This is a genomic window from Salegentibacter maritimus (genome assembly GCF_016236915.1).
Lineage (GTDB): Bacteria > Bacteroidota > Bacteroidia > Flavobacteriales > Flavobacteriaceae > Salegentibacter > Salegentibacter maritimus.
Genome location: NZ_JAEHOK010000002.1, coordinates 226,245 through 250,774 on the forward strand (window position 1 = coordinate 226,245; position 24,530 = coordinate 250,774).

The 24,530-nt window shown below is 37.3% G+C and carries 25 protein-coding genes; 17 read left to right on the top strand and 8 right to left on the bottom strand.

Annotated features, from left to right (window positions below):
• Positions 1–7: 7 nt before the first annotated feature.
• The 4 genes from argS (at position 8) to I6U49_RS02645 (ending at position 4,685) form a co-directional block, all read left to right on the top strand.
• Entirely contained in the window at positions 8–1,789 is a 1,782-nt protein-coding gene (argS, locus tag I6U49_RS02630) for an arginine--tRNA ligase (RefSeq protein WP_198627461.1), read from the top strand.
• A gap of 197 nt (positions 1,790–1,986) precedes the next feature.
• Positions 1,987–3,315, top strand: coding sequence for a signal recognition particle protein (gene ffh / locus I6U49_RS02635; RefSeq protein WP_193710345.1), 1,329 nt, complete (start codon positions 1,987–1,989; stop codon positions 3,313–3,315).
• Between the two features lie 53 nt (positions 3,316–3,368).
• Entirely contained in the window at positions 3,369–3,740 is a 372-nt protein-coding gene (locus I6U49_RS02640; protein ID WP_198627462.1) for a four helix bundle protein, read from the top strand.
• Between the two features lie 36 nt (positions 3,741–3,776).
• Positions 3,777–4,685 (top strand): bifunctional 5,10-methylenetetrahydrofolate dehydrogenase/5,10-methenyltetrahydrofolate cyclohydrolase, encoded by a 909-nt coding sequence (locus I6U49_RS02645; RefSeq protein WP_193710347.1) that lies wholly within the window; start codon positions 3,777–3,779, stop codon positions 4,683–4,685.
• 90 nt (positions 4,686–4,775) lie between these two features.
• Here the strand turns inward: I6U49_RS02645 and I6U49_RS02650 are convergent, their stop codons facing one another.
• From I6U49_RS02650 to rluF, 4 genes are all read right to left on the bottom strand, one after another.
• The gene (locus I6U49_RS02650) at positions 4,776–5,177 is read right to left on the bottom strand and encodes a YkvA family protein (RefSeq protein ID WP_317191837.1); all 402 of its coding nucleotides are present in this window, start codon (positions 5,175–5,177) and stop codon (positions 4,776–4,778) included.
• Between the two features lie 33 nt (positions 5,178–5,210).
• On the bottom strand, positions 5,211–6,230 hold the full coding sequence (locus I6U49_RS02655; RefSeq protein WP_198627463.1) for an AI-2E family transporter: 1,020 nt from the start codon (positions 6,228–6,230) through the stop codon (positions 5,211–5,213).
• An 18-nt stretch (positions 6,231–6,248) separates the two neighbouring features.
• Positions 6,249–6,671: a VOC family protein gene (locus I6U49_RS02660; protein WP_198627464.1), complete on the bottom strand. Its 423-nt coding sequence runs from the start codon at positions 6,669–6,671 to the stop codon at positions 6,249–6,251.
• A 95-nt stretch (positions 6,672–6,766) separates the two neighbouring features.
• On the bottom strand, positions 6,767–7,555 hold the full coding sequence (gene rluF, locus I6U49_RS02665) for a 23S rRNA pseudouridine(2604) synthase RluF (protein ID WP_198627465.1): 789 nt from the start codon (positions 7,553–7,555) through the stop codon (positions 6,767–6,769).
• Positions 7,556–8,365: 810 nt separating this feature from the next.
• Between rluF and I6U49_RS02670 the strand changes: the two genes are divergently transcribed.
• From I6U49_RS02670 to dnaG, 4 genes are all read left to right on the top strand, one after another.
• Positions 8,366–8,926 carry an RNA polymerase sigma factor gene (locus tag I6U49_RS02670; RefSeq protein ID WP_198627466.1) on the top strand — a complete coding sequence of 187 codons (561 nt, stop codon included), beginning with the start codon at positions 8,366–8,368 and terminating at the stop codon, positions 8,924–8,926.
• The gene (locus tag I6U49_RS02675) at positions 8,913–9,677 is read left to right on the top strand and encodes a hypothetical protein (RefSeq protein WP_198627467.1); all 765 of its coding nucleotides are present in this window, start codon (positions 8,913–8,915) and stop codon (positions 9,675–9,677) included. The genes I6U49_RS02670 and I6U49_RS02675 overlap by 14 nt, the downstream gene beginning before the upstream one ends.
• Positions 9,678–9,734: 57 nt before the next feature.
• Positions 9,735–10,784 carry a hypothetical protein gene (locus I6U49_RS02680; RefSeq protein ID WP_198627468.1) on the top strand — a complete coding sequence of 350 codons (1,050 nt, stop codon included), beginning with the start codon at positions 9,735–9,737 and terminating at the stop codon, positions 10,782–10,784.
• A 211-nt stretch (positions 10,785–10,995) separates the two neighbouring features.
• Positions 10,996–12,960: a DNA primase gene (gene dnaG / locus I6U49_RS02685; protein WP_198627469.1), complete on the top strand. Its 1,965-nt coding sequence runs from the start codon at positions 10,996–10,998 to the stop codon at positions 12,958–12,960.
• Here dnaG and I6U49_RS02690 read toward each other — a convergent pair.
• A complete protein-coding gene (locus I6U49_RS02690) occupies positions 12,953–13,591 on the bottom strand; it encodes a response regulator (RefSeq protein WP_198627470.1) in 639 nt (212 codons plus the stop codon). The two genes, dnaG and I6U49_RS02690, sit on opposite strands and share 8 nt — an antisense overlap.
• A 114-nt stretch (positions 13,592–13,705) precedes the next feature.
• Positions 13,706–14,497, bottom strand: a complete 792-nt coding sequence (gene nadE, locus I6U49_RS02695) for an NAD(+) synthase (protein ID WP_193710355.1) — start codon at positions 14,495–14,497, stop codon at positions 13,706–13,708.
• Positions 14,498–14,602: 105 nt separating this feature from the next.
• Here nadE and gldB point away from each other — a divergent pair, with 105 nt between their 5' ends.
• From gldB to I6U49_RS02710, 3 genes are all read left to right on the top strand, one after another.
• Complete coding sequence (gldB, locus tag I6U49_RS02700) at positions 14,603–15,562, top strand: gliding motility lipoprotein GldB (protein ID WP_198627471.1); 960 nt, start codon at positions 14,603–14,605, stop codon at positions 15,560–15,562.
• Positions 15,562–15,900: a gliding motility protein GldC gene (gene gldC / locus I6U49_RS02705; protein WP_193710357.1), complete on the top strand. Its 339-nt coding sequence runs from the start codon at positions 15,562–15,564 to the stop codon at positions 15,898–15,900. Before gldB ends, gldC begins: the two co-directional genes overlap by 1 nt.
• 73 nt (positions 15,901–15,973) lie before the next feature.
• A complete protein-coding gene (locus I6U49_RS02710) occupies positions 15,974–16,339 on the top strand; it encodes a GTPase (protein ID WP_198627472.1) in 366 nt (121 codons plus the stop codon).
• Between the two features lie 4 nt (positions 16,340–16,343).
• On the opposite strand, the gene yihA is transcribed toward I6U49_RS02710, so the two are convergent.
• Together yihA and I6U49_RS02720 are read right to left on the bottom strand one after the other, a co-directional pair.
• A complete protein-coding gene (gene yihA / locus I6U49_RS02715) occupies positions 16,344–16,952 on the bottom strand; it encodes a ribosome biogenesis GTP-binding protein YihA/YsxC (RefSeq protein ID WP_198627473.1) in 609 nt (202 codons plus the stop codon).
• Positions 16,953–17,034: 82 nt separating this feature from the next.
• A complete protein-coding gene (locus I6U49_RS02720; protein WP_193710360.1) occupies positions 17,035–17,799 on the bottom strand; it encodes an alpha/beta fold hydrolase in 765 nt (254 codons plus the stop codon).
• Positions 17,800–18,079: 280 nt separating this feature from the next.
• Here I6U49_RS02720 and mraZ point away from each other — a divergent pair, with 280 nt between their 5' ends.
• The 6 genes from mraZ to mraY are packed head-to-tail and all read left to right on the top strand — an operon-like array spanning position 18,080 to position 24,529.
• Positions 18,080–18,547 carry a division/cell wall cluster transcriptional repressor MraZ gene (mraZ, locus tag I6U49_RS02725; RefSeq protein ID WP_193710361.1) on the top strand — a complete coding sequence of 156 codons (468 nt, stop codon included), beginning with the start codon at positions 18,080–18,082 and terminating at the stop codon, positions 18,545–18,547.
• Positions 18,534–19,430, top strand: coding sequence for a 16S rRNA (cytosine(1402)-N(4))-methyltransferase RsmH (gene rsmH, locus I6U49_RS02730; RefSeq protein WP_198627474.1), 897 nt, complete (start codon positions 18,534–18,536; stop codon positions 19,428–19,430). The genes mraZ and rsmH overlap by 14 nt, the downstream gene beginning before the upstream one ends.
• Positions 19,431–19,482: 52 nt before the next feature.
• The gene (locus tag I6U49_RS02735; RefSeq protein ID WP_193710363.1) at positions 19,483–19,800 is read left to right on the top strand and encodes an FtsL-like putative cell division protein; all 318 of its coding nucleotides are present in this window, start codon (positions 19,483–19,485) and stop codon (positions 19,798–19,800) included.
• Positions 19,801–21,792: a penicillin-binding protein gene (locus I6U49_RS02740; RefSeq protein ID WP_193710364.1), complete on the top strand. Its 1,992-nt coding sequence runs from the start codon at positions 19,801–19,803 to the stop codon at positions 21,790–21,792.
• Complete coding sequence (locus tag I6U49_RS02745) at positions 21,789–23,255, top strand: UDP-N-acetylmuramoyl-L-alanyl-D-glutamate--2,6-diaminopimelate ligase (protein ID WP_198627475.1); 1,467 nt, start codon at positions 21,789–21,791, stop codon at positions 23,253–23,255. The genes I6U49_RS02740 and I6U49_RS02745 overlap by 4 nt, the downstream gene beginning before the upstream one ends.
• Before the next feature lie 35 nt (positions 23,256–23,290).
• Positions 23,291–24,529, top strand: coding sequence for a phospho-N-acetylmuramoyl-pentapeptide-transferase (mraY, locus tag I6U49_RS02750; protein WP_198627476.1), 1,239 nt, complete (start codon positions 23,291–23,293; stop codon positions 24,527–24,529).
• The last annotated feature ends 1 nt before the right edge of the window (position 24,530 follow it).

Below are 24,530 nucleotides of genomic sequence, written 5' to 3' on the forward strand. Positions count from 1 at the left end.
GTAAAAGATGACAATCCAAAGTACTCTCGCTAACCACGTAAAAGCTGCCGTTAAAAAGGCTTATGATGTTGAAATCGAAAATTTTGAATTTCAACCTACGCGCAAGGATTTTGAAGGCGATATCACTTTGGTTACTTTTCCAATGTTAAAGACGCTTAAGACGAATCCCGTTAAACTTGGCGAAGAAATTGGAACTTATCTAACTGAAAATGTTAACGAAGTTTCAGGTTTTAATGTGGTAAAAGGTTTTCTGAATATTGTTTTGAGCGATGCCTATTTCCTGGAGTTTTTCAACGGAATGAAAGACAGGGAAGATTTTGGAATACTACCCCCAGCCGAAGATGCTAAGGGTATTATGGTGGAATATTCTTCTCCAAATACCAATAAACCCCTACACTTAGGTCATATTAGAAATATTCTTTTAGGATTTTCTGTGGCTGAAATTTTAAGCGCTGCCGGAAATAAATCTTACAAAACCCAGATTATTAACGATAGGGGGATTCATATCTGTAAGTCTATGTTGGCATGGGAGCGCTTTGGAAACGGTGAAACACCGGAGTCTACAGGCTTAAAAGGGGATAAGTTGGTAGGGAATTACTATGTGAAATTTGACCAGGAGTATAAAAAAGAGGTTGCCGAATTAATGGAGGCCAAAGGAATTTCTGAAGAAGCGGCGAAAGCAGAGGCGCCAATTTTGGTTGAAGCTAAACAAATGTTGTTGAAGTGGGAAGCCGGTGATCCGGAAGTGGTGGCCCTTTGGGAAAAAATGAACCAATGGGTGTATCAGGGGTTTGAAAAAACCTATGATTCGCTGGGCGTGGATTTCGATAAAAATTATTACGAAAGCGACACCTATCTTTTAGGGAAAGATGTGGTAAACCAGGGACTTGAAAAAGGAGTGTTCTATAAAAAAGAAGATGGGAGTGTATGGATAGATCTTACCGATGAAGGCCTTGATGAGAAAATTGTATTGCGTAGCGACGGAACCGCGGTTTATATGACGCAGGATATTGGTACCGCCATTCAACGCGTGAAAGATTTTGATATTAGCGGAATGGTTTATACCGTGGGTAACGAACAGGATTATCATTTTAAAGTCTTGTTTTTAATTCTGAAAAAACTTGGATTTGACTGGGCAGATTACCTTTATCATTTAAGTTATGGCATGGTAGATTTACCTAGCGGAAAAATGAAAAGTAGGGAAGGAACCGTGGTAGATGCCGACGACCTTATTGCCGAAATGGCCGAAACTGCCAAAAATATTTCTGAAGAATTAGGGAAATTAGATGGTTATACCGAGGTTGAAAAAGAGGAACTCTACAAAATTATAGGCCTGGGGGCATTAAAATATTATATTCTAAAGGTAGATCCTAAAAAGAGAATTCTTTTTAACCCTGAAGAATCGGTAGATTTTCAGGGAAATACCGGCCCATTTATTCAGTATACCTATGCCAGAATTCAATCTATAATTAGAAAAGCCGATTTCGATTTTAAAAAACCGGTGGAAGATGCTTATAAATTTCACGAAAAAGAACGTTCGCTAATAAAACAACTTCAGTTGTACCCTGAAACTATTCAACTGGCGGCAGAAAATCATAGTCCGGCTTTAATTGCCAATTATACCTACGAGCTGGTAAAAGAATTCAATTCATTTTATCAAAATATAACCATTTTGGGAACCGAAGATATCACCGAGAAAACTTTAAGGGTACAATTGGCCAATAGCGTAGGCAGTGTTATAAAATCTTCGTTTGGTTTATTAGGAATACAGGTGCCAGAACGTATGTAGGTTTAAATTAAGGAATATTGAATTGGAATGAAATAAAAAGTTTTCACTTCAGGCTCAAATCATTAAATTTGCAATTCCTTCTAAAAGGAGGAATTAGAACTTCGTAGGAAAATAGAAGTTAGTTGAAAAAGTTTTAAATTTCGAGGGAGGCCTCGGTAGAATTATACCCTTTTTGGGATTAAATCACAGGAAAAATTATGTTTGATAATTTAAGCGATAAGTTAGATAATGCCTTACACGTTTTAAAAGGCCACGGCCAGATTACCGAGGTAAACGTTGCCGAAACTTTAAAAGAAGTAAGACGTGCTTTGGTAGATGCCGATGTGAATTATAAAATAGCCAAAGACTTTACCAATACCGTAAAGAAAAAGGCTCTGGGCCAAAACGTATTAACTGCCCTCAAGCCCGGCCAGATGATGGTAAAATTGGTAAAAGACGAGCTTACCGAGTTAATGGGTGGGGAAGCCGAAGGCATTAACCTTTCGGGAAATCCTTCTGTGATTCTAATGTCTGGTTTACAGGGTAGTGGTAAAACCACTTTTTCTGGTAAACTCGCTAACTTCCTTAAAAATAAAAAGACTAAAAAGCCTTTGTTGGTGGCTTGTGATGTATACCGTCCCGCGGCCATTAATCAGTTGCATGTGGTTGGAGAGCAGGTTGGTGTTGAGGTTTTTTCAGACGAAGGAAACCAGGATCCGGTAGCTATTTCTAAAGCTGCTATTGCACACGCTAAAGAAAATGGCCATAATGTGGTAATTATAGATACCGCCGGTCGTTTAGCTGTAGATGAAGCGATGATGACCGAAATCTCGAATATTCACCAGGCCATAGAACCACACGAAACTTTATTCGTGGTAGACTCCATGACAGGGCAGGATGCGGTTAATACCGCAAAAACTTTTAATGAGAGACTTAATTTTGATGGGGTTATCCTTACAAAATTAGATGGTGATACTCGTGGTGGTGCAGCCATATCCATTAAATCTGTAGTTAATAAGCCTATTAAATTTATTGGTACCGGAGAAAAGATGGATGCCTTAGATGTGTTCTATCCAGACCGTATGGCCGACAGGATTTTGGGGATGGGAGATGTGGTTTCCCTTGTGGAGCGTGCCCAGGAGCAATACGATGAAGAAGAAGCGAGAAAACTTCAGAAGAAAATTGCCAAAAACCAGTTTGGTTTTGATGATTTCCTAAAGCAACTACAGCAAATTAAGAAAATGGGGTCTATGAAAGACCTTATGGGAATGATTCCGGGAGCAGGAAAGATGCTTAAAGATGTAGATATTGATGATGATGCCTTTAAAGGAATTGAAGCGATAATCCACTCCATGACCCCTGAAGAAAGAAGTAATCCAAAAATTATAAATTCCAGCCGAAAGAAACGAATTAGTAAAGGTTCGGGGACCTCGGTTCAGGAAGTAAACCAGCTGTTAAAACAATTTAACCAGATGGGAAAAATGATGAAGATGATGCAAGGCGGTGGAGGCCGGAAGATGATGCAAATGATGAAGGGAATGAAATAGAACTCAGTAGGCAGTTGTTCCAGTCTCAGTAGGCAATTAATTAAATACTTAATATGGATTTTAAATCACTACGTGTTTACGAGATTGGATTTGAACTTGCTATGGAGATATTTGAGAATTCAAGAAGATTCCCTAAAGAAGAAACTTATTCCTTAACAGATCAAATAAGGAGGAGTTCGAGGTCGGTTTGTGTAAATGTTGCTGAGGCTTATAGAAAGAGAAGGTACGAGAAGCACTTTGTAAGCAAGTTAACTGATAGTGACGCTGAGAACGCTGAAACTCAAAGCTGGTTAGAGTTTGCTTATGCTTGTAAATACCTAGATTTAGATACAAAAGATAAATTGATTAAGAAAAGTCACGAAGTAGGAAAACTTCTAAATTTTATGATTAATAATCCTGGGAGATTTGGAGTGGGTAAAGATTAAAAACTGCCAACTGCTACTACCAACTGAAAACTGACCATGACTATATTAGACGGAAAAAAAACCAGTAACGATATTAAAAATGAAATCGCTGCTGAGGTTGAGAAAATTAAAAAAAGAGGGGAAAAGGTACCTCATTTGGCTGCGATTATTGTAGGAAACGACGGGGCCAGCCTAACCTATGTTAATGCTAAAGTAAAATCCTGTAAAAGAGTTGGATTTGAATCTTCTTTATATAGGTTGCCAAATACGGTAAGTGAGCTGGAACTTTTAGATAAGATCGAAGAGTTAAATCAGAATGACGATATAGACGGATTTATTGTACAGCTTCCTTTGCCTCCACAAATAGATACCCAAAAAGTATTAAATGCCGTAGACCCCGATAAAGATGTAGATGGTTTTCACCCTACCAATTTTGGGAAAATGGCCCTGGATATGACTTCCTTTATCCCTGCGACCCCTTTTGGAATTTTAGAACTGTTAGAGCGTTACGATATTCCAACAAAAGGAAAGCATACTGTGGTTATTGGTAGAAGTTATATTGTGGGGAGACCTATGAGTATTTTAATGGGGAGAAGCGGTTTTCCAGGAAATTCAACAGTTACCTTAACGCACGAATTCACTAAAAATATTACCCAAATCACTTCCCAGGCCGATATTATTATTATCGCGGTTGGAATTCCCGATTTCCTAAAGGCTGAAATGATTAAAGATGATGCTGTTATTATTGATGTGGGAATAACCAGGGTGCCAGATGAAGAAGCTGAAAAAGGCTACGTGATAAAAGGAGATGTAGATTTTGAAAATGTAAGTAAGCGTGCTTCATACATCACACCTGTACCGGGTGGAGTAGGTCCAATGACGGTTTCTATGCTGCTTAAAAATACTTTATTAGCTACCGAACGCCATAAAAAAAGAGCTAAGGAAAAAAGTATGTTGAATAAATAACCTATTAGGTGCCAGATTAAAAAAATCCTATTGAGCCTGAAATTTGAATTTAGGCTTGATAGGATTTTTTAGTTATTTAAAGCCGGGAAATTAAGCTTCCTCAAGTTTCCAATCTAAATACTTATGAAGGTCGGTTTCAATAAATCTCAATGCCACGGTTAAAACGGCAAAATCGTCTACATAGCCAAGTCCGGGGATAAAATCTGGCATTAAATCTAAAGGGTTTAAGACATATAAAAGCGCAAAAACTATAGAAGCAATTGTAAACCAGGGTACATTTTTATATGCACCTTTTCTATAATCCTGAAGCATTCCAAACATTAATTTACCAAGTTCTGTATACTTCCTTAGTGTACTGGCATTTACAATTTTATCTTCTATTTTCTCCTGATTTTTTGCTGCTAATTCTACATCTCCATCTTTTACCTGCGCAACACCTTTCTTTAGGTATTCCTCATCAATCTCTTGCTTCTTTTTACTGAACATATTCATAATTATTCTTCATTTTGTTGATTAGTAGTTGTTTTAAAGTCTGTCATTGGAATTGCCATACTCCTTTTTGTAAATTTTCAGAATTAATAAAAACAAGGAGATAAGCAATGGTCCAAAAATTAATCCAATAAAACCAAAAAGTGGCACTCCAACAATAACTCCAAATAAAGTAATTAAAGGATGTACCGCAGCGAGTCTGTCTAAGATGTACAGTCTAATTAAATTATCGGTAGAACCCACAACCACAAAGCCATATATTAACATAGCAATAGCCTGCCAATTATCGCCCTGGGCCATTAAAAGTATTACTACGGGAATAATTCCAATAGCGGTTCCAATAAATGGAATCATAGATCCTATAGCTGTTATCACAAACCAAAAGAAAGGATCTGGTACTCCCAAAATTAAATAGCCAATAAGGGCTATAACTCCCTGAAAAATTGCCACAAGTGGAATTCCCAGTGCATTAGACCTTACAAGTTGATCGCTTTCCTTACCTATTATTTGTAGGTTTTCATTACCTAGGGGAATGTAAGAAATAAGAGAAGATTTCATAGAGTCCCTTTTTGTGAGCATATAATAAAGCATAAAGTACATAATACCTATTGCGATAAATGCATTAAAAGTGCCACCTGCCAAACTTTGCAGATTTCCAGACATCCAATTGGTGACCGAAGCGGTATCTATAGAATCGCTTAAACTATAGCCAATATAGGTTTCGGCTTCTACTAGTTGATCTTTTATGGCCCTAATTACCCTTTCTGAATTAGCTACTGCTTTACTTATTTTCGAAGAAAGCATAATTACAATCAAAGAAATGGGAACAAGAATTCCTATAAAGGAACCTGCCATTAAAAGTGATGCAGCTACCGTAGGGCTCCAGCCCCTGGCTATTAATTTTTTCATCCAGTTCCGTAAAAGAACATATAGGGTGATGGCTCCCAAAACCCCGGATAGGTATGGAATAATTTCTTTAAAAATTAAAACCGCTAAAAATAAGATGAGCATTAGTACAAAAATTTGGCGTACCAGTGCCGGTTTTAATCTATTCATATTTTTATAGTTGGTTGGTTATTTTGCAAATAATTGATCTTTATTTTTAAAGGCTTTAAATTCTAAGGCATTCCCACAAGGATCTTTAAAAAACATGGTGGCCTGTTCGCCTACCTGCCCTTGAAAACGAATATAGGGTTCAATTTCAAATTCAAGGCTTTTAGATCTTAATAAGTTGGCAAACTCCTCAAATACATCCCATTCCAGGACTACGCCAAAATGGGGTATTGGAACATCTTTCCCATCAACAGGATTACTATGTGCTTTTTCAATCTCTTCCTTTGGTTTGTAATGAATCACCAATTGGTGACCGAAAAAATTGAAATCTACCCAGTGATCGCTGCTTCGGCCTTCGCCGCAACCAAGGGTTTCTTTATAAAATTTTCTGGCTTTTTGTAAATCTGAGACCGGTATGGCTAAATGAAACGGCTGCACCCTCATAAATTGTTACTTTTTAATGTAGACAAAGACATAACTAAAGTTAACAAGTAATCTTAACATGCAGGTAAGCTATTCCGCTAATAATGTGTTAAGATTTATTTTTTTCTAAAACGCATATTTCTTTTTCCAGACTTATTGGTCGTTACCGATTCTGCTGTTTTGCTAGATTCATTAACCATTTTATTGATGGTAGCTAGCTCTTCCTGGGTGAGGTCACGGTATGCACCAACCGGAACATCCAGGTTTACATTCATAATCCTAATGCGTTTAAGAGCGGTCACTTCATAACCTAAAAATTCGCACATTCTACGAATTTGTCTGTTTAGCCCCTGGGTAAGTATAATCCTGAATTCATTCTTTCCCAACTTTTCTACTTCGCATTTTTTGGTTCGGGTGCCTAAAATGGGAATACCATTCCCCATTCTTCTAATGAAGTCTGAAGTAATTGGTTTATTTACCGATACGATATACTCCTTTTCATGATTGTTTTTGGCGCGCAAAATTTTATTGACAATATCCCCATCGTTGGTGAGAAAGATAAGTCCCTCACTAGGCTTATCTAATCGGCCAATAGGAAAAATTCTTTTTGGATAATTTATAAAATCAATAATGTTATCCTTTTCCACACGGGTATCTGTAGTGCAAACAATACCTATGGGTTTATTAAAAGCCAGGTATACATTAGGCTCTTTTTTTGTTGCTTCCGATACCGCTTTTCCATCAACTTTTACCAAATCGCCGGGGGCAATTTTGGTTCCCATTTCCGGTATATTGCCATTAATGGTTACCCGGCCCTGATCTATTAGTTTGTCGGCGGCACGGCGGGAGCAATAGCCTATTTCACTTAAATACTTATTTATTCGGGTGAGCTTTTGTTCAGACATAAAATGAATTCTGAGGTAAAGATAAGGTGAAAGCCGATGGTTTCAAAGTTTTAGGTTCCAGGTTAAGAATTCAAAATCATTGTTGTTCGGTAAAGAATTAAGATCGCTGCGCTGATATAACCAGGAAAAAGACTTGAATGTAGCTGTCTGATAACCAGCGTTAAATGATTTCTTGTATTTGGTGAAAGCATTATTTTCCAAAAAATAGGAAGTTCCAAAATTGTAAAAAAGCATAAAATGAACCTCTAATCTAGATAAATAGAGGTCATAAAAGTTTTTACCGGGCATTAGTGATTCAAAATATAACAATTTGACAGTCGTAGTTTTTATTAGGTAAAACCAAAAAAAGCCACGAATCCACGAATCATAAATAATATTCGTGTATTGCGGGCAGCTTTTTTTAAGCTGTAAACTTTGCTCTAATATGTCAGGATTATCGTTTTTCAAAACTCTTGCGCCATTTGTTTATTTAGGCAGATTTGTAGTAGGTCCCGCAATTTCAAAAGCAGGTCAGCCGGCATTTCGATCCCGATTTTTCAATCGCTCCAACAAATTAACGACAGATTGCCGCATGCTTCGTCCTTGTAATAAACCTAAAAAAGGCAACTATATTCAGGCAAGGTCAAACCCCAAACCTCAAACCTCAAACCTCAAACAACAAACCCAAAACAACAGATTATCGCAGAGCCTTTGTTCTCATTAAAACGCATAGAAATAAGAATCATCAAAAAAATATCAGAGGGTACAGGCAACCTTTTGTAACTTTCCTGCGTCTATATAGATAGAAGGCCTTTTTAATTAAGAAATCGGGTGAAAGTAATTCAACTTTTTAAGAGCGAATCTCAACTAATAAAACGCGCGGCTAAAAAAGACCGTAAGGCGCAGCGCCAATTATATGAGTTGCATTCGGGAAAAATGCTAAGTATTTGCCGGCAATATGTTAAAGATATACATCACGCCGAAGAAGTGATGCTTAACGGATTTCTTAAAGTATTTACCCATCTTAAAGATTTTGAATCTAAAGGAAGTTTTGAAGGCTGGATACGTAAAATAATGGTTCGGGAGTCAATTTCTTTTCTTCGGTCACAAAAGAAAATTGTTTTTAGTGATGAAGAAATTGCCGATCCTGGTTTTTATGCTGAAATGAATACAGAACTTAATGTTGCACATATTCAAAACCTTATAGACAATTTACCCGAAGGCTATAGGATGGTTTTTGTATTGTATGCGGTAGAAGGATATAAACACGCTGAAATTGCAAAAATGTTGAAGGTTACCGAAGGAACTTCAAAGTCGCAATTATCTAAGGCGAGAAAAATGTTGCAGGAACAATTAAAAACACAAAACACATCGGATTATGGAATCAAATAAATTCGAAAAATCAGTAAGGGAGAAACTGGAAAAAAGGCAAATTACTCCTTCTGCTCAAAGTTGGGAGAAGCTGGAGGCAAAGTTAGATGCCAAAAAGGATGGAAATTCCCGGGCAGTTTGGAAATATATTGCCGCGGCAGTTGCCGTTTTATTGGTTGCCGGTACTTTTCTTTGGAACGGGGAAGTTTCAGATACTCCTCAAATTGTAGAGGAACCGATAAATGAGAATATTCAAAAACCGGAAGTAAAACAAGAATTTACACAAGAACAAAATTCCAGTATAGCTTCTGAAGAAAACAAAAAAAAGGAAGAGAGTTCAGTTAAAAAAGCGGTAGGAAATAGAGTTGCCAATAAAACTGAAGCTATAGTAAAAAACGAAAATTCTTTCAAAAATCCAGTTTCAAAAGAAATCGCTGTTGAAGAACTAGTTGTGTTGGAAGAAATAAGCCTGGAACCGCCAATTTCTGAAGAAAAAATTTTTCAATCTAAACTTGAAGAAGTAATTGCTGAAGCCGCTAACAATGATAAAATTTCTGAGGATGAAGTTGATGTGTTATTGGCAGAAGCGGCATCAGAATTAAGTAGAGAAAGGAATTTAAAATCATATACTTCTACCAACACTATAAATGCGAATGCGCTTTTAGCCGAAGTAGAAGATGAGATATACCAGTCTTTTAAAGCCAAAGTTTTTGAGGTCTTAAAAGAAGGTTATCTCAAGGCAAAAACGGCGGTTGCCAACAGAAATTATTAATAACTATCTAAAAATTCCCACAAACGGGTCATTCATCAAACTTTAAAATCAATTATCATGAAAACAATTATTTTTTACGTGTCATTTTCGTTGTTCAGCTTAGGTTTACAACAAGTTAATGCCCAGGAAGAAGCGCCAAAAGCAGTAGAGCTTTCTTCAGAAGAAAGAGCAAAAGAGTTTTTTGAAAAAGAAAAGGCCAAAATTGTAACCGAAGAGAAAGAAAAGCTCAAATACCAAATAGAAATTGTTAACGGGCAATTGGAAAACGGTATAATCACTCAAGAAGCGGCCGAAAAGAAAAAGAAGGAATTAGCTGAAAAGCACGCTAAAAATATTGAAAACAAAATTGCCATTTTAGAAAACGAAATGGAATTAAGGGATAGAAATGCCGATTCTTCTGGAAGTTATATTGCTTTTGGAAGTAAGGGAAAAGCTGTTGATATTAATATAAATACTAAAAAATACGATAAACGTACCACCAGTGATTTGGTAGTGGCCGCCGGATTCAATAATGCTTTAGAAGAAGGGCAGTCTTTAAATGATTCAGATTTTAAACTGGCAGGAAGCCGTTTTTTCGAAATTGGTTGGGCCTGGAAAACGCGGGTTTTTAAGGAAACCAACTGGTTGCGATTTCGATACGGACTTTCATTTCAATTCAACGGTTTAAAGCCTACCGATAACCGTATTTTTGTAGAAGACGGAGACCAAACCTATTTGCAGGAATTCGCATTAGACCTTGATAAATCTAAATTTAGAATGGATAACCTGGTAGTTCCTGTTCATTTTGAAATAGGCCCCTCTAAGAGAACAGAAACCGAAAGTAGATTGCATTTTTCAACTTATAAAATGCTAAAGATTGGTTTTGGTGGCTATGCCGGGTTTAATATTGGGGAACGTCAAAAACTAAAGTTTAAGGAAGATGGCGATAAGGTAAAAGAGAAACTAAAGAATAATTATAACACCAATGATTTAGTCTATGGTGTAAGTGCTTACCTGGGCTGGGGTGGTGCCACACTCTATGGAAAATACGATCTAAACCCTATATTCCAGGATCCCAACCGGGAATTACACAATTTTTCTTTAGGACTTAGGTTTGATGTTGATTAGCCAATTTTAAATTGTAATTTTGTCCTCCGAAGAAAGTGGGAGTCTGAAAAGTTTTTAAAATCGTCATTCTGAATTTATTTCAGAGCTTGCTCCTAAATTCATTCGGAGATATAAGATATTGATAATCAAATCATATTAGAAGCTGAAACAAGTTCAGCTTGACGAACCTAAACTTTTAAGCAACCTCTCTAAAGGTTTAAATAAGACCGTTTTGATCTCAAAAACTACCATAGATAACGTATTTGAAACCGCCCGGGTAGAGCAGGTTATTGGTGATTTTGTTCAGCTTAAAAAATCGGGTTCAAACTTTAAAGGTTTAAGTCCGTTTAGTGATGAGCGTACGCCTAGTTTTATGGTCTCACCGGTAAAACAAATCTGGAAGGATTTCTCTAGTGGAAAAGGAGGGAATGTGGTGGCCTTTTTAATGGAGCATGAGCATTTTACCTATCCTGAAGCCATAAAATACCTAGCCAAAAAATATGGGATTGAGATCGAGGAAACCCAGCAAAGCGACGAGCAAAAACAGCAAGCGGATGAGCGGGAAAGTATGTACCTGGTTTCAGAATTTGCCAATAAACATTTTCAGAAAAATCTACATAAAACCGATTTAGGAAAAGCTATTGGGTTAAGCTACTTTAAAGAACGGGGCTTTACTTTAGAAACGATCAAAAAATTTGAGCTGGGTTATTCGTTAGACGAATGGGACGATTTTACCAAAGAAGCCCTCGCCGAAGCTTATAAACTGGAGTACCTTGAAAAAACAGGCCTTACTATTGTAAAGGGTGAAAAGCAATTTGACCGCTTTAAAGGAAGGGTTATGTTTCCAATTCACTCTATGTCTGGTCGGGTGTTAGGGTTTGGGGGGAGAATTCTTAGCAGTGAAAAAAAAGCAGCCAAATATCTCAATTCCCCCGAAAGTGATATTTACCATAAGAGTAAGGTTTTGTATGGTATAAATTTTGCCAAACAGGCCATTGCTAAACAAGACAACTGCTTTCTGGTTGAAGGTTATACCGATGTGATTCAGTTTCACCAAAGTGGGATTGAGAATGTGGTGTCGTCTTCAGGAACTGCTTTAACACCAGAGCAAATAAGGTTAATTAACAGGCTAACTAAAAATATTACCGTTCTATTTGATGGCGATGCCGCCGGGATAAGAGCTTCGCTTCGAGGAATAGACTTAATCCTTGAACAGGGAATGAATGTTAGGGTTTGTACTTTTCCGGAAGGAGAAGATCCCGATAGTTTTGCGAAAAATAATTCAGAGGAAGCTTTAGCTGAATATTTGCAGGAGAATGCTCGTGATTTTATTAGCTACAAAGCGTCTTTGCTTATGGAAGAAGCAAAGAAAGATCCGGTTAAAAAGGCAGCATTAATAAGGGATATTGTGAGTAGTATTTCTAAAATTCCAGATACTATTCAACAGGAAGTCTATTTACAGGAATGTTCAAGAATAATGGATATTTCTGAAAACGTATTGTTTTCCAGTCTTGCACAATTAAATGCAAAAAGCGGAAGAACTTCTCCACAGCAAAAGCAACAGAAAAAATCTTTTGATGTAGTAAAAGAAGAGGCGCAACCTAAAACTTCCCGTGTAGACGAGCAATATGAACTTGAGAAAAAAATTATTAGTCTTTTATTGCAATATGGTACGGTAGAAGAAGAGTTTGAAGATCTGGTACTAAAAGAAAAAGAAGATGGGGAGTTTGGCCTGGAAAAGGAGATACAGAAAACCAGGGTATTTGAGAAGATATTCCTGGATTTACAGGAAGATGAAATTGCTTTTGCCAATCCTAAATTCAGGGATATTTATACCCAATTAATCGCCCGGCTAAACAGTGAAGAAAAATTTGAGGTCAGGAATTTTATCAATGATATAGACCCCGATCAGGCTTCAGAGATCACTTCAATTTTAATGGAAGAAGAACAATACAAGTTACACGAATGGGAAAGGCAAAATATTTTTGTAAAAGCAAAAACTGAAACTATTTCACGACACGTTAGCGAAACCATTCTTTCTTTACGCAGGTTTTTAATAAATCAAAAAATTAACGAGCTTTCCGAAAAGGTGAAAACTCCATCCGAAGAGCAACAAACCGAACATATATTAGAAGATGTAAAGGATTATTTGACTTTAAAGAAAGTGCTTTCAGAAAAACTGAATCGCGTTATGTAGTGTTTATTTGCAATAGGCGCGAACGTGTAATAAGATCTGCCACATTATCTACCTGTAGTTTTTTTAGCAATCTGGTTTTATAAGTACTTACTGTTTTTTCGTTTATGGAAAGGGCTTCCGCGATATCTTTATTTCGTTTGCCGGCAGAGATAAGATTTAAAACTTCAGATTCTCTAGTGGAAAGTTTCTTAAATTTTGCAATTAAATTTCTTCCGGGCGATATACCTGCATTCAGCTTATCGGTAATTTTTTTGTTGAGGTAAATGCCGCCTCTTGCTACCTGGTAAATGGCTTTTTCAAGTTCATCGGGTTTTGCCATTTTAGAGATATAACCTGCTGCTCCCGCTTTAATAGCACTTAATGCATAAACCTCTTCAGGATGCCCGGTAAAAACAAGCATTTTAACTTTGGTATAGTCAGTTTTTATGGTACGAAGAGCATTTATGCCATTAATTTCGGGAAGGTCTATTTCAATAATCAAAACATCGGGTTGGCGCTCGCTTAAAAAACCATATAATTCCATTCCGCTATGAACACTACCCACAACTTCAAGAGCCGGATTGTTTCTTAAAATATACCGAATCCCCTGATGCACCACAGGATGATGATCTGCAATTAATACTGTGCTCATAATATTAAATTTGCTTAAAAAATACGCCCGGGTAGGGCAAGCGCATTTATACTATTAAATTTAACAGAATTTATTCTTGATTCCGTTTTATGAGCACATTATTCGATAAAGTGATTATTTTTTAAGACTAATGGGAATGTTGCAAATGGGTATTGGGTTCATTTTGTGGGAGTTAGCGCGATGTCTTCTTTGGTAAATTGTAAAAACCTCCCGTTTTCGCCCCTCAAAATCTTCAGCCGATTTCCCTTCTTCTGCTGCTTTCATGGCCCATTCCAATTCTGGGTAAGAGGCGCCAATTTGATCTTCGTCGCTACGGCTGTCTCCATATAAGCCATCGGTAGGTAGTGCTTCTATAATTTCCTGGGTCACTCCTAAAAATTTTGCGATTTCATAGACCTCTGTCTTCATAAGGTCGGCAATTGGGCTTAGGTCTACACCTCCGTCTCCGTACTTGGTATAAAATCCTACTCCAAAATCTTCTACTTTGTTTCCCGTTCCTGCTACAAGATAGCTATGCAAACCTGCAAAATAATAGAGCGTAGACATTCTTAACCTCGCCCTGGTATTTGCCAGGCTAAGTTCTAATGTTTCAGAAGCTTCAGCCTCTGGGACAACCTGTTTAAAATTCTCGAATACCGAACTTAGGTTAACTTCCAGGTTGCTCACGTTGGCATAGTGGGTTTTTAACCAGCTAATATGTTGTTGTGCCCGGGTTACCTGATTCTTATGCTGGTGAATAGGCATTTCAATACAAAGCGTACGCAAACCGGTTTTGGCACAAAGCGCTGAAGTTACAGCAGAGTCAATGCCCCCGCTAATACCAATTACAAAACCATGCATTCCGGCATTGGTAGCGTAATCTTTTAACCAGTTAACTATGTGGTTTACCACTTTTTCAGTTTGCATAATTTTGGGTGATTAAATTTGTAAATAATACCTTTGCACACAAATCTACCATTTAAACATAATTATTAAAAGGCCACGGCGTTAAAGCCTTCATAAAGATCCCTTATGATTAGAAAAATAATTTTTTTATGTTTTATGTTCGCCTTTGTTTCCTGTAATGAGGAAAGCAGAATTGAAAAAGAGATTGCAAAGGTGCCGGTAGATTTTGAAGTGGTAAGGTTTGATGAAAAGTTTGCTGAAGCCGATCCTGAAAAACTTATGGATTTAAAACAGGAATATCCTTTTTTGTTTCCGCGGCAATTTTCAGATAGTGTTTGGATAGCAAAATTGAACGATACTATTCAGCAGGAAATAAATAAGGAAGTTGGTGAAGCTTTTCCTTCTTTTAAAAATAAAAAAGCAGAACTCCACAGTCTCTTTCAGCATGTAAAGTATTATTTTCCAAAATTTAAAGCACCAAAAGTGTTTACAGTGACTTCTGAAGTTGACTATAAAAATAAAGTAATTCTTCAGGAGAATTATTTATTCATTTCCCTGGATACGTATTTAGGGAAAGACCATCATTTTTATATTGGAATTCAGGAGTATTTAAAAAAGAATTTTAACAAGGAACAAATACTTCCGGATGTTGCCAACGCATATGCCGAAAAATATGTAAAAAGACCCAGGTCAAGAACTTTTCTAGCGCATATGGTGTACTACGGAAAACTTTTATACTTAAAAGATAAGTTTATTCCTGAAGTAACTGATGCAGAAAAAATAGGCTATACTGAAGATGAATATACCTGGGCGAAAAATAATGAGGCGCAAATATGGCGGTATTATGTAGAAAATGAGTTGCTTTTTGATACAGATACCGAATTGTATTCACGGTTTTTGTATCCAGCACCTTTTTCAAAGTTTTATCTACAATTAGATGCCGATTCTCCGGCAAAGCTGGGGCAATATATAGGCTGGCAAATTGTAAGAAGTTATATGGAAAAAGCCAACGCATCTTTACAGGAAATGATTGAAACAGATGCCGAAACAATATTTAATAAAGCGAATTTTAAACCAAGAAAGTAATGTCAGCATATAAAAAGTCAGAAATAAATATAGAGGTGGTTACCGATGAAAATCGTGTACCGGAAGAGATTAGCTGGAGTGCCGAAGATGGAAATGTTTATAAAGAAGAGGCTAAGGCTTTAATGCTCTCTGTATGGGATAGTAAAGCGCAGGAGACCTTGAGGATAGATCTTTGGACCAAAGATATGCCGGTAGATGAAATGAAGAAATTTTTTCATCAAACCCTTGTTTCTATGAGCGATACGTTTAACCGTGCTACACAAGACGAGAAAATGACTGCGACTATGAAAGATTTTTGCGATTATTTTGCCGAGAAATTAGAAATCACCAAAAAGTAATTAGTCTAAACCCGGTTTATACAATATTTATATTGTGGGTAAAGCGATGTAAGTGTTAAATCCTGCTTATTCAGTGGAGAAACTTATTTTTGTATATAACGCGTTTTCCGGAACACATAATGCTGTTCTGGATGCGCTGTATAAAATGATAAGTCCCAAATCTTCTGCATGTAACCTTTGTAAAGTAACACACGGTGTTTTTTCGGAAAATCCACAATGGAAAAAATACAGGCAGGCTTCAGAAGTGGGGATGAAATTTCTTCATTTAGACGAATTTCAAAAGCAATATGCTTCAAAGTTTGGTTACAAATATACTTTTCCAATAATATTATGGGAAGATGAAGGTGAAATGGGAGTTTTTCTGACTACAGAGGAATTGGAGCAAGTTTATTCAGCCGAAGAGCTGATAGCGATAATTGAAGATCGGCTTAAATTTTAGGAGCCTAATTATTAGCCTTTAATTCATTATTTATAGAATCGATGTATTCCAGAATTTCTTCCTGTCCCAGTTTGGCACTTGCCGAGCTTATAAAAAACTCTGGCATTTCCTCCCATATTTCTAGCATCTTTTCCTGGTAATTGTTGATGTTTTTCTCAAGAACCTTTGGTTTTAGCTTATCGGCTTTTGTGAAAATAATACAAAATGGAACCTGGTGTTCGCCAAGCCATTGCATAAATTCCATATCTATAGGCTGTGGATCGTGCCTACTGTCTATAAGTACAAAGGCGCAAATTAATTGCTTGCGTTTGTCAAAATATGCAGTGATAAATTTTTGAAAAGTACGCTTTGTAGATTTAGAAACCTTCGCATACCCATAACCCGGTAAATCTACCAAATGCCACTCTTTATTGATTAAAAAATGGTTGATAAGTTGTGTTTTTCCAGGCTTGGCCGAGGTTTTTGCAAGTGCTTTTCTACCTGTAAGCATATTTATTAAAGAAGACTTTCCTACATTACTACGGCCAATAAAAGCGTATTCCGGAAGCTTGCTGTCCGGGCATTTATCTACACGTGTATTGCTTACCACAAATTCGGCCGAATTGATTTTCATTGTAATTCTTTTTGAAAAATGATCTTGTTCAATGTTAGTATTAGCAGCCTTAAACCTAATAAACCTTTATAAATTATATGCCTTAGAAATTCCGGTGTTTTAACCAGTCATGAAGTAGCTCATTAAACAATATGGGGTGTTCCATCATGGCGGCATGGCCACATTTATCTACCCAAAATAAATCGGCATCCGGAAGTAAACGCTGAAAGTCTTCAGCTACTTCAGGTGGGGTTACGTGATCGTCTTTTCCCCAAATAATACAGGTAGGGGTTTTCATTTTTGGTAAATCTTTAGCCATATTGTGCCTTATGGCGCTTTTGGCAATGGCCAGGGTTTTTACCAGTTTATTCCGATCGCTTACGGTTTCGTAAACTTCATCTACTACTTCTTTGGTGGCAACTTCAGGGTCGTAAAAAACATCCTGTGCTTTTTTCTTGATAAATTCATAATCCCCACGACGCGGATAACTCTCGCCCATAGAATTTTCGTAAAGTCCCGAGCTTCCTGTTATTACAAGGGCCTTAACAATTTCTGGGTATAATTTAGTAGCCAATAAAGCAATATGCCCACCAAGCGAGTTGCCTAGAAGTATAACTTTATCGTAACCTTTAAAATCTATAAATTCTTTTAAAAATTTAGCAAAAGTGCCTACGCTGGTCTTAAGTAGGGACATGGAATATAAAGGAAGTTCTGGGATAACAACTTTATAACCATGCTTTGGAAAATATTCGGTAACCCCATCAAAATTACTTAAACCACCCATAAGTCCGTGTAAAATAACTATCGGGGTTCCCTCTCCTTGCTCCAGGTACGTAAACTTTCCCTCTTGCCTTACATTATTTTTCATTGATTGGCTTTGCGTTTCGCAATCGCAAATATAGCGATTTCATTACAAGTATAATCATTTTTAAGAAATACCAAAGTCATTTAGGAAATGCATTTTTATCATCTTTTTTAAAATATTTAACAAGAAAAGTACAATAAAAACCAAGCCTCTGAAACCTAAATGAATAGGTCTACTTGATAGTGTTTCAGCTATATACAGTTGATAAACTTATTAACAAAGTGGTAGAAAGTGGTAAAATGTGGTAATTTTTTCAATATATTTGACTTTGTAAAGTATATAAGTGGTAAATCTCATTGGAACATACGAATGTAAAGCAGATGCCAAGGGCCGGTTAATGGTTCCTTCAGCATTAAAAAAGCAGCTTGCGCCTATGTTGCAGGAGGGTTTTGTGCTAAAACGTTCGGTTTTTCAGCCTTGTTTAGAGTTGTACCCTATGCAGGAGTGGAATGTTCTAATGCAGAAAATTAATGGTTTAAACCGCTTTAAAAAGAAGAATAATGATTTTATAAGAAGGTTTACTGCTGGTGTAAAGATGGTGGAAGTGGATACTAATGGTAGGCTTTTAATACCTAAAGATCTTGTAGGTTTTGCTGGTATCAGTAAGGAGATCGTGTTATCCTCTGCTGTGAATATTGTAGAGATCTGGGATAAAGATAAATATGAAAACACCATTGATGAGGCTTCAGATGATTTCGCTGAACTCGCTGAAGAAGTAATGGGAAATGACGATTTAGATGCAATATCATAATCCGGTTTTATTAAAAGAATCTGTAGACGGCCTTAGTATTAAGGAGGATGGCGTGTATGTGGATGTTACGTTTGGTGGAGGTGGCCATTCCAGGGAGATTTTAAGTAGGCTCGGGGCTAAGGGGAAGCTTTTTGCTTTTGATCAGGATGAAGATGCTTTGCAAAACACTATTGAAGATTCACGTTTTACGCTAATTCATGAGAATTTTAAATATATAAAACGTTTTTTGAGATTTTATGGGGTTAAAAAAGTTGATGGAATTTTAGGTGACTTTGGTGTTTCGTCGCATCAATTTAATGAAGCAGAAAGAGGTTTTTCTACCCGGTTTGATGCACGTTTGGATATGCGTATGAACCAGGGAAGTAAGCTTAGTGCTTTTGAGGTGGTTAATGAGTATGAAGAAGAACAACTTAAAAAGCTGTTTTATGAATATGCTGACTTAAAAAATGCGCCAAAACTGGCAAGGCTTATTGTGGAGGCAAGAAAGGAAAAACCTATAGAGAGCAGTGAAGAGCTAAATAACTTGCTGAAACCGCATTTGTTTAAAGGAAAGGAGAATAAAATTCTGGCACAAATATATCAGGCAATTCGAATTGAAGTGAACCAGGAAATTGAGGTTTTAAAAGATTTTTTAAAGCAAACCGAAGACCTGGTGGTAAAAAATGGGAGGATTAGTCTTATTTCTTATCACTCGTTAGAAGATAGATTGGTGAAAAGGTATATAAGAAGTGGATTATTTGAGGGTGAGCCTGAAAAAGATTTCTACGGAAATATTTCGGTTCCTTTTAAAAAGGTTGGGGGGCTTATAGTACCTACAGCTGAAGAAATTAAGGAGAATAATAGAGCCAGAAGTGCTAAGTTGAGAGTAGCAAAGAAGTTATAGTTTTTTATAGACTTATAGCGAATTCTAAGAAGGGGGTGAAATTTAGAAAGGAATGAGAGAAGGTTTTTACAACTTACTACGTGCTAATTTTCTTATTAGTAGAGACGCTGTAAATAACTGGCGCTTTATAGTTTTTTGTACACTGCTTGCCATTATTATGATAGCGAGCTCCCATAGTGCTGAACGTAAAGTGCATAAGATAGCTAAACTTCATACAGAGGTAAGGGAGTTGAAAAGTGAATTTGTAGATCGCCGGTCGGCTTTAATGCGAATTAAGATGGAATCTACAATTACTCAAAAAATGAAAGATCGCGGAATTGTTCCTTCCGAGAATCCGCCCTATAAAATTAAAGTGAATATTAAGGAGTAGATGGCTACATCAGAAAAAGGCATATTAAATAGATTGTACGTGGTTGCGGCCTGTATGTTCATTTTTGCTATAGGCGTAGGGGTGAAACTACTCGATATCCAGTTTGTGGAAGGGGATTATTACCGAAACCTTGCCGAAGAACGTACTGTTAAAAGCTTTAAAATTCCTGCCAGTCGCGGAAATCTTTATGATACCAATGGAAATCTTTTGGCAACTTCAGTTCCCAAATACGATATAAGGTTTGACGCAGTAACTGTATCAGATAAAAATTTTCAGGAAAATATCGTTCCGTTGTCTAATAATCTTAGCGAAATGTTCGGTAAATCTGCAGCTTATTGGTCGCAGCGTTTAAGGCAGGCAAGGGCTAATGGGCAGCGCTATTTACCAATTGCAAAAAACCTTGGATATTCAGAATATATGAAAGTAAAGAGCTTTCCTATGTTTAATCTGGGGGCTTACAGAGGTGGGATTATTGTAGAACAAAGAACGGTTAGGGAGCATCCTCTGGGAAAAATGGGGGAAAGAACGGTAGGTTATGAGCGCCAGGACGAAAACGGCTATTTTACCCGTGTGGGGCTGGAAGGTGCTTTTAGCTCATATTTAAGGGGTACCGATGGTCGTAGGTTAAAGCAAAAAATTGCGAAAGGCCAGTGGAAGCCTATTAGTGATAATAACGAAGTAGAGCCAAAAGATGGTTATGATGTAGTCTCAACCATAGATGTGAATATTCAGGATATTGCCCATCACGCTTTACTAAAACAATTGGAGCACTTTGAAGCCGATCATGGTACCGTTGTGGTGATGGAAACCAAAACCGGAGAGATCAAAGCAATGTCTAATCTTGGGCGTACCGAAGAGGGAACTTATTTTGAGAAGCGAAACTATGCGGTCTATGAGTCTCACGAGCCGGGTTCTACCTTTAAGTTAATGGCGCTTACCGCCGCTTTAGAAGATAATGTAATAGATACAAGTTCGGTTATAGATACTGAAAAGGGTGTGGTAAGATATTACGGAAGACCGGTAAGGGATTCCCGTCGTGGAGGTTATGGGAAGATTTCGGCAGCAAGGGCATTTGAGGTTTCCTCAAATACTGCTTTTACTAAAATGATTACCGAGGGGTATAAAAATAACCCCGCTAAATTCGTTGAACGTCTATATGATATGGGGCTTAATGAGAAAATAGGCCTGGATATAAAGGGAGAGGGTTCTCCAAGAATACCACACCCTGATGATAAAAGTTGGAATGGATTGAGCTTGCCATGGATGGCATTTGGGTACGGGGTTTCTTTAACACCTCTACAAACTCTCAACTTTTACAATGCCATAGCCAATAATGGGGAAATGGTAAAACCCAGATTTATAAAAGAAGTAAAAGAATGGGATAAAAGTATTTTAAAGGTAGAGCGAGAGGTTATGAATCCAAGGATTTGTTCGCCTGAAACCGCTAAAAAACTTCAAAAAATAATGAAGCATACCGTAGAGAAAGGTACTGCTACAAATATTTATACCCCCAACTTTTCTATGGCGGGAAAAACAGGTACCTGCCAGGTAGAGTACTGGATAGAGCCGGGGAGGTATATTTCTTCTTTTGCCGGATATTTCCCTGCTGAAGATCCTAAATATTCCTGTATTGTGATTATTCATAAACCAAATAGAAGAATAGGTTATTATGGAAATATAGTGGCAGGCCCTGTATTTAAGCAAATTGCCCAAAAAATTTATACCGATACTCCTGTTATGGATACCCTGCCTTCTCTTGAAGTGAAGAATAATAAGGTGATAGACGATTTTGAAGCTTACTATACAAGTTTTGAAAATGAAAAACCGGTAATGCCAGATGTTACTGGGATGCCGGCTATGGATGCTGTTTCTCTTTTAGAGAACCTTGGGCTAAAAGTGAATTTTAATGGGACGGGAAAAGTGAGGTCACAGTCTATATCAGCCGGACAAAAAATAGAAACTAACCAACAAGTAAAACTAAATATAAGTTGAGAGTCTTAAAAGACATATTATATAAAGTAGAAATTGATGCTGTGGTAGGAAATACTTCAGTAACTGTTAATAGCCTGCAATTCGATTCTAGAAAAGTAGCCTTTAATGATGCTTTTGTGGCTATTCGCGGAAGTGTGTCCGATGGGCATAAGTATATAGGGCAGGCAATAGAAAATGGAGCGCTTGCTGTGATTTGTGAAGAATTTCCGAAGCAAATTGTAAACGGAGTTACCTATGTAAAGGTTGAAGATTCCCAGGAAGCTTTAGCTTTTATGGCAGCCAATTATTACGATAACCCTTCAGAAAAATTAAAACTGGTAGGTGTTACAGGAACAAATGGGAAGACCACCATTGCTACACTTTTATATAATTTGTTTACTAAAGCAGGCTTTAAAGTTGGTTTGCTTTCTACTGTAAACGTTATGGTGGCCGAAAAAGCTTTTGATGCGGTAAGGACCACGCCAGACTCTATAACTATAAACGACTATCTAAAGCAAATGAATGATGAAGGTGTTGAGTTTTGCTTTATGGAAGTGAGTTCCCATGGGATAGATCAGCATAGAACAACAGCTTTAGAATTTGCCGGAGGTATTTTTACAAATTTAAGCCACGATCATTTAGACTATCACAAGAGTTTTGCAGAATACCGCGATGTGAAAAAGCGTTTTTTTGATGAATTGCCGGCTTCTGCATTTGCCTTAACAAATGTAGACGATAAAAACGGGCAGGTAATGCTGCAAAATACAAAAGCACAAAAATATACCTACGCCCTAAAATCTTACGCCGATTATAAAGCGCAAATCCTGGAAAATTCCTTTACCGGATTATTGCTAAAAGTGAACGATCAGGAATTATGGTCGCGCTTAATTGGAAGCTTTAACGCTTATAATGTTTTGGCTATTTATGCTACTGCCGAACTTCTGGGCCTTGAAAATCTGGAAACCCTTAAGATTATAAGTGAGTTAGACGCTGTTAACGGCAGATTTCAATATATCATTTCAGAAAAAGAAAAGATTACGGCAATAGTAGATTATGCCCATACTCCAGATGCTTTAAAAAATGTACTGGAAACTATTAATAGCATTCGCACAAAAAATGAAGAACTTATAACTGTAGTGGGATGCGGGGGAGATCGTGATACCACTAAAAGGCCAAAAATGGGGCATATTGCTTCGGCTTTAAGTACGAAAGTGGTTTTTACCAGCGATAACCCAAGAACGGAAGATCCCGATAAGATTATTGAAGAGGTTGAGGCCGGGGTAGAACCACAGAACTTCAAGAAAATAATGGCGGTAACCAATAGGAAACAGGCTATTAAAACCGCTTGCCAAATGGCAGGAGAAAATGATATCATCCTAATTGCGGGAAAGGGTCACGAGACCTACCAGGAGGTAAATGGAGAGCGCAAAGATTTTGATGATATTAAGATTGTAACCGAATTTTTAAAACAGCTAAATAAGTAAGCCCAAAATTTACAGGGAACGAGTAATAAAAAAATATGTTATACTACTTATTTCAATATCTAGAAGCAGAATACCAGGTGCCCGGGGCGCGGCTGTTTGAATATATTACGTTTAGATCTGCCATGGCCATTATTCTTTCTTTGGCAATTTCAACCATTTACGGGAAGAGAATTATTGGTTATTTGCTAGCTAAACAAGTTGGGGAGAGCGTTCGTGATTTGGGTTTACGTGGGCAAAGTGAAAAAGCGGGCACCCCTACAATGGGTGGTTTGATTATAATTTTCGCAACTCTTGTTCCGGTTTTACTATTTGCTAAACTTGAAAATATTTATGTAATCCTATTAATTGTTACAACCCTTTGGATGGGGGCAATTGGATTTATAGACGATTATATTAAAACCTTTAAAAAGGATAAAGAAGGCCTGCAGGGTAAGTTTAAAGTATTAGGGCAGGTAGGTTTGGGAATTATTGTTGGTAGTACTTTGTACTTTCATCCTGGCGTTACCGTAAAGGAGGAAGCCAATAAACCTGCACCGCAACAGCAGGAGCTGGTAGATAGTTTTCAAAATATTAGGGAAATGGGGCCTGAACTTAAAACTACAACCACTACTATTCCTTTTGTAAAAAATAACGAATTCGATTATTCCAGCTTAATAAGTTGGATAGATCCTGCCTTAAAGAATTACGCCTGGTTAATATTTATACCCATCGTGATATTTATTGTAACGGCGGTTTCTAATGGTGCTAATTTAACCGATGGAATAGACGGTCTTGCTGCCGGTTCTTCGGCAATAATTGTGCTCACCCTGGGGATTTTTGCCTGGGTTTCGGGAAACATTATTTTCTCTGATTATTTGAACATTATGTACATCCCCAGATCGGGTGAGATGACCATATTTATAAGTGCTTTTGCTGGAGCTCTGGTAGGCTTCCTATGGTACAATACCTATCCGGCCCAGGTTTTTATGGGGGATACCGGGAGCTTGACCATTGGCGGAATTATAGCTGTGCTGGCTGTGGCAACCCGAAAAGAATTATTGATTCCTGTTTTATGCGGAATCTTTTTAATGGAAAACCTCTCGGTAGTATTACAGGTAGCCTGGTTTAAAATTACCAAACGAAAATTTGGAGAGGGTCGAAGAATTTTCCTGATGTCTCCCTTACACCACCATTATCAGAAAAAAGGATATCACGAAAGTAAAATAGTGGTGCGTTTCTGGATTATTGGAATTTTCCTGGCCATTGTATCTATAATAACCTTAAAAGTAAGATAAG

Coding starts and splice junctions, on each gene's coding strand:
- argS (WP_198627461.1), top strand. CDS start 8: ATGACAATCCAAAGTACTCTCGCTAACCACGTAAAAGCTGCCGTTAAA.
- ffh (WP_193710345.1), top strand. CDS start 1,987: ATGTTTGATAATTTAAGCGATAAGTTAGATAATGCCTTACACGTTTTA.
- I6U49_RS02640 (WP_198627462.1), top strand. CDS start 3,369: ATGGATTTTAAATCACTACGTGTTTACGAGATTGGATTTGAACTTGCT.
- I6U49_RS02645 (WP_193710347.1), top strand. CDS start 3,777: ATGACTATATTAGACGGAAAAAAAACCAGTAACGATATTAAAAATGAA.
- I6U49_RS02650 (WP_317191837.1), bottom strand. CDS start 5,177: ATGAATATGTTCAGTAAAAAGAAGCAAGAGATTGATGAGGAATACCTA.
- I6U49_RS02655 (WP_198627463.1), bottom strand. CDS start 6,230: ATGAATAGATTAAAACCGGCACTGGTACGCCAAATTTTTGTACTAATG.
- I6U49_RS02660 (WP_198627464.1), bottom strand. CDS start 6,671: ATGAGGGTGCAGCCGTTTCATTTAGCCATACCGGTCTCAGATTTACAA.
- rluF (WP_198627465.1), bottom strand. CDS start 7,555: ATGTCTGAACAAAAGCTCACCCGAATAAATAAGTATTTAAGTGAAATA.
- I6U49_RS02675 (WP_198627467.1), top strand. CDS start 8,913: ATGGAATCAAATAAATTCGAAAAATCAGTAAGGGAGAAACTGGAAAAA.
- I6U49_RS02680 (WP_198627468.1), top strand. CDS start 9,735: ATGAAAACAATTATTTTTTACGTGTCATTTTCGTTGTTCAGCTTAGGT.
- I6U49_RS02690 (WP_198627470.1), bottom strand. CDS start 13,591: ATGAGCACAGTATTAATTGCAGATCATCATCCTGTGGTGCATCAGGGG.
- nadE (WP_193710355.1), bottom strand. CDS start 14,497: ATGCAAACTGAAAAAGTGGTAAACCACATAGTTAACTGGTTAAAAGAT.
- gldB (WP_198627471.1), top strand. CDS start 14,603: ATGATTAGAAAAATAATTTTTTTATGTTTTATGTTCGCCTTTGTTTCC.
- gldC (WP_193710357.1), top strand. CDS start 15,562: ATGTCAGCATATAAAAAGTCAGAAATAAATATAGAGGTGGTTACCGAT.
- yihA (WP_198627473.1), bottom strand. CDS start 16,952: ATGAAAATCAATTCGGCCGAATTTGTGGTAAGCAATACACGTGTAGAT.
- I6U49_RS02720 (WP_193710360.1), bottom strand. CDS start 17,799: ATGAAAAATAATGTAAGGCAAGAGGGAAAGTTTACGTACCTGGAGCAA.
- rsmH (WP_198627474.1), top strand. CDS start 18,534: ATGCAATATCATAATCCGGTTTTATTAAAAGAATCTGTAGACGGCCTT.
- I6U49_RS02735 (WP_193710363.1), top strand. CDS start 19,483: ATGAGAGAAGGTTTTTACAACTTACTACGTGCTAATTTTCTTATTAGT.
- I6U49_RS02740 (WP_193710364.1), top strand. CDS start 19,801: ATGGCTACATCAGAAAAAGGCATATTAAATAGATTGTACGTGGTTGCG.
- mraY (WP_198627476.1), top strand. CDS start 23,291: ATGTTATACTACTTATTTCAATATCTAGAAGCAGAATACCAGGTGCCC.